The sequence below is a fragment of the Nonomuraea sp. NPDC003707 genome, from assembly GCF_053587055.1.
In genome coordinates this window covers 1-8,525 of sequence record NZ_JBSFNK010000101.1, presented here as the reverse complement: position 1 = coordinate 8,525, position 8,525 = coordinate 1, and the positions used below count along the sequence as shown (strand labels likewise).

General features: G+C 64.4%; 7 protein-coding genes. 3 read left to right on the top strand and 4 right to left on the bottom strand.

What is annotated here, in order from left to right; genetic code table 11:
- Nucleotides 1-70 precede the first annotated feature (70 nt).
- Nucleotides 71-691 (bottom strand): hypothetical protein, encoded by a 621-nt coding sequence (locus ACWDRB_RS67400; protein WP_449912747.1) that lies wholly within the window; start codon nucleotides 689-691, stop codon nucleotides 71-73.
- A gap of 548 nt (nucleotides 692-1,239) precedes the next feature.
- On the opposite strand from ACWDRB_RS67400, the gene ACWDRB_RS67395 reads away from it, so the two are divergent.
- The 3 genes from ACWDRB_RS67395 (at nucleotide 1,240) to ACWDRB_RS67385 (ending at nucleotide 5,757) form a co-directional block, all read left to right on the top strand.
- Complete coding sequence (locus ACWDRB_RS67395; protein ID WP_449912745.1) at nucleotides 1,240-3,114, top strand: DUF2075 domain-containing protein; 1,875 nt, start codon at nucleotides 1,240-1,242, stop codon at nucleotides 3,112-3,114.
- 202 nt (nucleotides 3,115-3,316) lie between these two features.
- Nucleotides 3,317-5,185 (top strand): DNA/RNA helicase domain-containing protein, encoded by a 1,869-nt coding sequence (locus ACWDRB_RS67390; RefSeq protein ID WP_449912743.1) that lies wholly within the window; start codon nucleotides 3,317-3,319, stop codon nucleotides 5,183-5,185.
- Between the two features lie 35 nt (nucleotides 5,186-5,220).
- Nucleotides 5,221-5,757, top strand: coding sequence for a PfkB family carbohydrate kinase (locus ACWDRB_RS67385; RefSeq protein ID WP_449912748.1), 537 nt, complete (start codon nucleotides 5,221-5,223; stop codon nucleotides 5,755-5,757).
- 378 nt (nucleotides 5,758-6,135) lie between these two features.
- Here the strand turns inward: ACWDRB_RS67385 and ACWDRB_RS67380 are convergent, their stop codons facing one another.
- From ACWDRB_RS67380 to ACWDRB_RS67370, 3 genes are read right to left on the bottom strand one after another with little or no spacing between them, the layout of a single operon-like run.
- Nucleotides 6,136-7,500 (bottom strand): tyrosine-type recombinase/integrase, encoded by a 1,365-nt coding sequence (locus ACWDRB_RS67380; RefSeq protein ID WP_449912742.1) that lies wholly within the window; start codon nucleotides 7,498-7,500, stop codon nucleotides 6,136-6,138.
- Entirely contained in the window at nucleotides 7,497-7,688 is a 192-nt protein-coding gene (locus ACWDRB_RS67375; protein WP_449912740.1) for a helix-turn-helix transcriptional regulator, read from the bottom strand. The genes ACWDRB_RS67380 and ACWDRB_RS67375 overlap by 4 nt, the downstream gene beginning before the upstream one ends.
- Complete coding sequence (locus ACWDRB_RS67370; protein ID WP_449912738.1) at nucleotides 7,685-8,446, bottom strand: replication initiator; 762 nt, start codon at nucleotides 8,444-8,446, stop codon at nucleotides 7,685-7,687. The genes ACWDRB_RS67375 and ACWDRB_RS67370 overlap by 4 nt, the downstream gene beginning before the upstream one ends.
- Nucleotides 8,447-8,525: the final 79 nt, after the last annotated feature.

Below are 8,525 nucleotides of genomic sequence, written 5' to 3'. Positions count from 1 at the left end.
CGGCAGATGTACGGCCGCGCCGGGTTCGTTCTCCTTCGCCACCGCATCCTGCTCGGCTAACCACACTCCGTCACCACCGAAAGTGGGCCAGAGCCGTTAGCTGGACACACCCGGTCGGCTCGGGAACAGGGCGGTCAGGAGCGTTGCCTGTATCGGGCTGTGCGGGCGTAATCGAGAAGCTGTCGAGAGCTTGGCGGACGAAGGCGTGACTGGCGGATCGCTTGGCCTCAATGATCTCGACCCGGTCGCCGGTGACGACGTACAGATCCGTGATGCCGGCAGGAGTACGAATACGCCTGGTCTCGGTGCCGTTCAACGTCGCTCGGTAGTGCTGGACCAGCAGAGCTTCGGCACGGTGGACCAATGTAGTACCGCCTGAGCGGCTGTAGCTGGTGTGCGTGACGTTGACGGCCTCTGGATCGATGACCAGCGTGCCGGGGTCAGTAAGGGTTGCCGTGACCTGCTGCTCTTGGCGGGCTGCTTCCGTAAGGGAGGTTAAGGTCTCGATCCCGAGGCCCTCAATGATCGCAGCCCCCTTCTCCTCATCAAGGAAGCGCATGCCCATGAAGTTGTCGCCCGGGTTGAAGCCCGGCAGGTCCCAGATCTCGGCGTAGGGAATCTCGGTGGGCTGGAAGCTGAGCAGGCTGTAGACGTTCCGCCAGGAGCCCCGATCGGGATGGGGATCCCACATGGTGTCGGCGAAGGCACTGTTGCGGAAGCTGCACCTAACCTCGCCGATTCCCCGGACGAATCCAGTGTGTCGCGCCCATGCTGCTGCGCCTGCTTATTGCCGTACGAGGGCTGGATGACGACCTGTGTCATGCGGGGCTGGCTCCTGTCCATGGAAGTCAGGGTCAGCAGTGGTGAGCACTTCGCAAAGCACCGCAAGTCAACTGGCGAGATAGCGATGCCCATTTAGCCCTATCTTTGCGCATAGGACCGACAATTACGCTAGAAGTGCGTCATAGGGGTTGTTCGTGCACTCCGGGCTGCAGCCGACCCGATTGGAGTAACTAGACCAAGCAAAAGCTCTCAAATAGGCGATAATCCGACAGAACGCCCGAAAAGGCGATCCGTCTACGAGGGCGGCCGAGTCCTGGCGGTGAGGACAGTGAACTCAGCGCTCCGACTTCGATGTGTCGGTCAACAGCACGGTTGACATACCGCTCGCGCTTCCCCCGCTCTTCCCTGTCCGCGTTTGCCGGCTCTTCGTCGGCGTCGGTTCGAAGGAGTGCTTCCGTGGGGTTGCAGTGCCTCTACCAGGGCAGTGCCGGCGAGTTAGCTGAAGCAATCGCTCGCGACGACTTCATCGACGAGCTGAAGAAACGCTTCCAGGACGCTCATTGGCAAGATCCGGATGAGCGGGAAGTCCGTTCCTGGAACAACAGCATCCCCACCGTCATCCAGCTGCTGGTCGAGGCAGGCCTCGAAGACGTGCAGGTGTTGCTGGAGTTGAAGGCTCCCATCACCGACGTACGCATGGACATGGTTCTCGTCGGCACCTTCCCCGGGACGGATCTCGGATCGGTCGTGGTTGTGGAGAACAAGCAGTGGTCCTGGTTGAGGCCGGACGAAAAGATGGTGCGGCTCAGCAGCGACGGGACGCCTCAACTGCATCCGGCCAACCAGTTATGGGGCTATCTGCAGGTGTTACGCGGCTACGTGCCCATGATGCTGGATGAGAAGTTATGTGGCGTCGTCAACCTGCACAACGCGCCCGCCCACATGGTCCAAGCCGTGAGGCCGAAGGTTCAGGGCCTGGAGGAGCTGGTGCAGGAGTGGGTGGCGATGTACGGCGCGGGGGAGCACCGCGAGGAGTTCAAGGACGTGCTTCGTCGGCGGTTGTCTGGCAGGAACGCCGCACAGCAGGCCGAGATGTTGCTGCAGGCACCGGTCAAGCCCGGCCAGGGCTTGATGACGCGCGTGGCCACGTGCGTCCGCGACCGCACTGTCTTCCCGCTGCTGGACGAGCAGCGCGAAGCCTACGACTACGTCCGCCACCTGGTGAGCACTAGCAAGCAAGGTGGCATCAAGGAAATCGTCGTCATCCTCGGCGGCCCCGGCACTGGAAAGAGTGTGATCGCCGTCGAACTGCTCGGCACACTGGCCCGGCAGAAGGTCAACGCCGTCCACGCGACCGGCAGCCGATCCTTCACGCGGACACTTTGGAAGTACGCAGGTCTGCCCGGTAATCAGCGAGGTCTCTTCACCTACTTCAACTCCTTCTCGGACGCCACCCCCAATGACCTCGACGTGATCATCGCTGATGAGGCGCACCGTATCCGGAAGACCTCGCGGAACCGCAAGAACGAGAGAGATCTGCGTGAGCCACCGCCGCAGATCGACGAGCTGATCCACGCCGCTCGCGTTCCGGTGTTCCTCCTGGACGAGCATCAAGTCGTACGCCGTGGTGAAGTGGGATCGCTTGAGCTTATTCGCGACAGGGCCGAACAACTCGGCTATGGGATCCGCGAGATCAACCTACGTCACCAGTTCCGATGTGCCGGCTCTCCGGAGTACGTCGACTGGGTGGAACGATTGCTCATGCTCCGCCGCGGCAACGGGCGCCCGGACTGGCACCCGCTGGAAAACTTCACCCTGTATGTCGCCCGTACTCCACTGGCGATGGAGAACTATCTCAAGGCCCGAGTCGCTGAAGAGGACACAGCCCGGATCGCCGCCGGCTTCTGCTGGCCATGGAGCCAGCCGAACGCCGACGGGACCTTACCGGATGATGTGATCATCGGTGACTGGCGGCGCCCGTGGAACTCACAGGCCCCCGACTACCTCGGAACCATTCCACCCTCGTCGCTGTGGGCCACCGATCCCGCCGGGTTCGGCCAGATCGGCTGCATCTACAGCGCCCAGGGCTTCGAGTACGACTATGCCGGCGTCATCATCGGCCCCGATCTGGTGTGGCGGAACGGCTGGCAGAGCGAACGCCGCTACAACGTGGACCGCGACCAGTACCAAGCCCCGCAGTTCAGCATGGTGATCCGCAACACCTACCGGGTCCTGGCCACCCGCGGCATGCGCGGTGCCGTCTTGTACGCGACCGATCCGGCTACCAACCAGCTGCTGATCGATCTCGGCGTCCCGGTCCTCGAAGAGTGATCTACACCGGATCCAGCCCCACCAGTGAGAAGCGTGTCTCTCGCGGTTCGGATGCCGTACGGTTTCGCAGCCGAGGCGCCCCCGCTACGCTTTTCGTGACCATGTGGTGCGGCCCGACGGGCTTTCGCGGTTGTACGACTCCGGTCGGAGCGGATAGGCCCCCACCCGCACGAGTTCATTCGTGCTGCCTGGGGGTCAATCCGTGACGGCTCTGCGGCTGTCTGTCGACAACCTGCTCACCTCGCCCAACGAGGCCGCTCTGGCGGAAGTCATCGCCGAACACGTACGCGTGGCCACCGGACGACGCTCCTCCCCTGCCGAGGTCAGGTCCTGGCAGCGCAGCCTGCCCGTGCTCGCTCGCGACTTGGCCGACGCCGGATTGCACAGGGTCGAGATGCTTGTGGAGTACAAACTTCCACTGACCAGCCGACGGGCCGACGTAGTCCTCGCCGGCGTACATCCGCGGACCGGCGAAGACTCGTACGTCGTCGTTGAGCTCAAGCAGTGGAGCCGTGCGGAGCCGTCCGAGTCAGGCGAGCATCTGGTCATCGTGGACGGCATGCCGGGCGGCGAGGCGCTGCATCCAACTGAGCAGGTGCGCCGGTACTGCGAGTACATGTCCGACTTCCTCGGGGTGCTCAACGGCAAGCCGGACGCCGTGTACGGAGCCGCGTACCTGCACAACGCCATGGACCTGGACATCGACGGCCTGGCGGACCAGGTCCGCGACGAACGCAGCCGCCTGTTCACCAAGCAACGGCGCGGCGAGTTCCTCCGGTACCTGAGCGAGCGGCTGTCCGACAAGCCAGGCGCCGACGCCGCGGACCGACTCCTGTCCAGTGCAGTCGCTCCCAGCAAGCAGCTCATGGCCTACGCCTCAAAAGAGATCCGCGAGCGCGAGCAGTTCACGTTGCTGGACGAGCAGCAGGTCGCGTACGAACTGGTCATGGGAGCCGTCGACAAGGCACGGCGGGCGGACTTCAAGCAGGTCGTCATCGTCACCGGCGGCCCCGGCAGCGGCAAGAGCGTCATCGCTCTGTCGCTCCTCGGCGAGCTGTACCGGCAGGGCCGGTCGGCCCTGCACGCCACCGGCTCGCAGTCCTTCACCCAGACCATGCGCCGTTACCCCGGTCGCGGCAGCACTCGGATCAAGAACCTCTTCATGTACTTCAACAGCTTCACCGACGCCGAACAGAACGGCATGGACGTCCTGATCTGCGACGAAGCTCATCGCATCCGCGAAACGTCCACCAACCGCTTCACCCCAGCGACCAGAAGGACCGGACGCAGCCAGCTCGACGAGCTGCTGTCCGCGGCACGGGTCCCAGTCTTCCTCCTCGACCAGCATCAGGTGGTACGGCCCGGCGAACTCGGCACCGTGGCGGGCATCGAGCACTACGCCCGTTCCAAGGGCTACGACCTGCGGTTCGTGTCCTTGGACGAGCAGTTCCGCTGCGGCGGCAGCCGGAAGTACGAGCAGTGGGTCCTTCATCTGCTCGGCCTGGCGGACGGGGAACCGATGGAGTGGGACGGAGATGAGGACTTCGAGGTCCAGCTCGCTGACTCGCCACAAGAGCTCGAGGCGTTCCTTGGCACCAAGCCTGGCACCGCCCGCATGACCGCCGGCTACTGCTGGCCATGGAGCGACCCACGCCCCGATGACACCCTCGTCAACGACGTCGTCATCGGCGACTGGACACGACCATGGAACGTCAAGAAGGACCGCGCCGTCGGCGACTACCCGCCCAGCATGCTGTGGGCCAGCGAACCGAACGGATTCGGGCAGGTCGGATGCGTCTACACCGCCCAAGGGTTCGAGTACGACTGGAACGGCGTCATCCTCGGGCCTGACCTGACCGTCCGTGACGGGCAACTGGCCACCGTGCGGGACGAGAACCGAGACCCCGCCTTCAGGAGCCGCAAGTCTGTCCCCGATAGCGACTTCGACCAGCTTGTGCGCAACGTTTACAAGGTTCTGCTGACACGAGGTATGCGAGGTACGGTGATCTACGCTGTGAACCCTGAGCTGCGCGATCACCTCGCCAACTTGATGCGGCCAGCGAGCGCTTAAGCAGCCCCCTCCTCAGCGTCAGGGGTTCGACTGCGCTGAGCAAGGCGGGCGCCCGCGTGCACATGGTGGGCTACGTGGGATCGGATACCGCCGGCCAGAGCATGGCGAAGGCGCTGACCGCGGCTGGCGTAGACGTCGATCACGTGCAGGTGAGGTCTTCATCCGTACAAGAGGTGGCACGCCCGGTTGCGGATGCGGAACTCAGGACGGGAAGGCGAGAAGAGCTCGTCGCATTTCGCGCCGATCAACGACTCTGTTCGTTTCCTGGTGTCGCTCTTCGGGTCAACACGCCTGGCTGCTGGCGGACGGCTGGGAGGTGTCGCGGTTCTCACTGGTCGCGGTTCCACGCCGCTGTGGTCACGCTGGGACGGCATGGGACGGATACCTGCTCGGTCCTGACTTCTGGACGATGGGATCGTCTTGGGCTTCGGCTGCTTAGGACTCGGGCTGGACTTCACCGAAAGGCGTGGGCTGACTGTCGCCGAAGGGGTCGGCGTCGAGGCGACGAGGAGCGGCTGCCCAACTACACCGGACAGCGGTGTGGATCTCGGGGCAGAACCTACGCCGGATGAGCTGAGCAGACTCCAGATGCTCGACCAGGCAGCGAAGACCAAGACGCTGGCGACGAGCACCGGTTTGGCTACGCGCTCCCAACTCCACCGAGAAGATCTCTGCGGTGGAGTCGGCGCCGAGTATCTTCGCCAGCCGAAGGAATCCGAGTCTTCGAGCCTGGCCCGGGGGCGGATAGGCAGACCGTACGGTGGTCGCCTCAGCGGGCCGGATGACGAGGCAGAGGGATCGTGATCATTGTGCATAGGCCTCCCTTCTCACTGCTCGTTCATGTCAGAGTGACGCAGCGTGCCGTCCACAGAGCGGAGCGACGCGGCATGTCGAGCAGCGCGACGTGAAACGGCCCCAGGAGACTGGGGCCGAAGGTGGATGAACCTGGACTACTCGTCCAGAGCGTCGTTGATCTTGCCGTTGATCTGCTCTTGCTGACCGTCCATGCACTTGGCGTAGACCCTGAGCAGGACGTCCACGCTGTGCCCGGCGCGCTTGGCGACTTCGACGGCCGGGACGCCCGCGTTCAGCCAGAGTGAGACCGCCGCGTGGCGGAGGTCGTACGGTCGAGCAGCGAGCGACGATGCGATCTGTGCCGGAGTGAGCGCGAGTCTGCGGGCTTCCTGCCAGACGTAGGAGTGCGCCGAGCTGGAGTAGGTGCCGCCCGTTCCCGTGGTGAAAATCCTGCCGTCGCTGGCGGTGCCGTACGTCGCGATGTGCTCACGCAGCATGGCGACCAGGACGGGCGGGATGGGAATGTCTCGCGTCTCCTTGTCCGCGCGGTGCTTCAGACTGCGGGACTCGTGGGTTTCGCCGGAGTTGGTCCAGCGTTTCGTGCCCTGGGGGCGGGCCTTCTCCAGGACGATCAAGCCCCAGCCTGATGCCGGCAGGGTGCAGTTCCTCTGCCGGAGGTCGGCCGCCTCTTCGGGCCTGAGCGCGGCGTAGTAGATGCAGGCGAACAATGCCTTGAGCCGGGGGCCGCGCTTGCGTCCGACCTTGGGAATAGCGTCGAGGAGCTGCTTCGCTTGGGCAGGGTTGACCACCGTGCGTGGATCGACGGCCGTCACGGCCTTGGGCACTGTCCACTTGATCTCGTCCAGCGGGTTACTGCTGAAGACCTTCTCCTCTACTGCGTGCTCCAGCAGGTGATGCAATATGGCGCGCTTGCGCCGCACTGTGTTGGCCCCCGCGGGTGCGCCGGCGAAGGTAACAGAGATAGAGGCGAGCGCCGCACGGAGGACGTTTGCCTCGCCCAAGGCTGACAGCGGGAGCGACGCCCTTTCCAGCCAGCTCAGGACTGCAGTTTGCGCCGAGGTCAGATTGGCCCGCCGCTTGTCCGGCAGCAGCGCGTGAACTCGGAGAACCTCCCGCAGTTCCCCGGCCGAGGGACGGCGCGGCGCGTCTGCCACCAACGCCGGGATCAGCGACAGGAGCGCGTACGCGTCCGTCTCTCGGGTCCGAGCCGCGGACATGCTCCAACGGCGGAGAACGTACGCCTGAGCGAACTCCAGGAACGACGGCCCGGAAGATTCGGGCTCCAGCATCGACACCGGAAGACCGGTGGCAACGTCGAACTCCTGCCCCGCTTTGGCCGCCTGCCGAAGGTCGGACATGAAGGCACTGGCCAGCCCCTTGGTCCGGAAGCTCTTGGACCTCTCCTTGCCAGCGACCCTCCAGCGGGCGACGTACACCGGTATGCCGCGGTTGGAGCGCTGCTGGATCTGGCTGAACTTCACGTCGTAGGTGGTGTTCACGCGGCCTCCCGTCGAGAGTCGAGCCAGGTCATGAGGTCGCTCCGCCAGACGCGGAGTTCGAGGTTGGGGAGTTGGACGCAGATCGGTGCGCGGCCGAGCTCGCGCCACCGATAGAAGGTGCGGCGGGAGACACCACCCAGCTCCGCCAGTACCTCGGGAACCGTCAGCAGTTCGTCGCGGCGACTCATCTGGCACCACCGCCGAGGTTCGGGAGCCGAGTCCCCGTGAGAGCAGCGGCCAGAAGTTGATCTCCGGCTGAATAGCCCTTGCCTGCGTACTCCCATTCGGAGATCACCAAGATCGTGTCTTCGTCGAAGAGTGGCAAGCGCCCGTGGGTGACCTCTTCGGTGTGCACGAAGCGCTCACGGGCTGCTCGGAGTTCGCCGAGCGTGGTGGAGTAGCGGCGGGACCGAGTGGAGAAGTGGCCGCGGAAGCCGAGCATGTGGGCCCAGTCCATCAGCCGGAGTTCGGCCAGTTCGTGGAGGCTGCCGAGGCGCATGCAGGTGGTGATGAGGCGGCGAGCGTGGTCGCGGAGGTTGAACGCCTCCAGATTGTCGAGCGGGTTGATGCGGCGATCGAGGGTGCCGACGCATTCAGCCGCCTTGGTGGCGTACTTGGCGATGTATCCGGCTACGGCTTGTTCGGTGAGCTCGCCATTGAGGGTGATGGGGCGGATGTCGAGTTGATCGCCCCAGCGGAAGGCCCGTTCGAGCTGGCCTTCATAGGCGGGTGCGGACGCGGAGACGGCCTTTGTCGCGTGCTGTACGGCGAACGTCAGAACATCTGCGGTGGCCCAGGCCGGCGGAGGTGATGTAGGCCCGTCGGGGCCGTCGAGGCGGATGACGGCGTGAAAGTGGACGACACCGCGGCGCTGGTATTCGGCGACCTTGGCGAAGGAGAGGGTCAGATTGTGACGGAGGTCTTTGAGAGTAAGAGGTCCTAACAAAATGATCTAGGAATAAAGGGTGATCACCTTCAGGTTGATCACCGCCGTGAGGAAGGGCGAGCAGCCACCGTGGATCGTG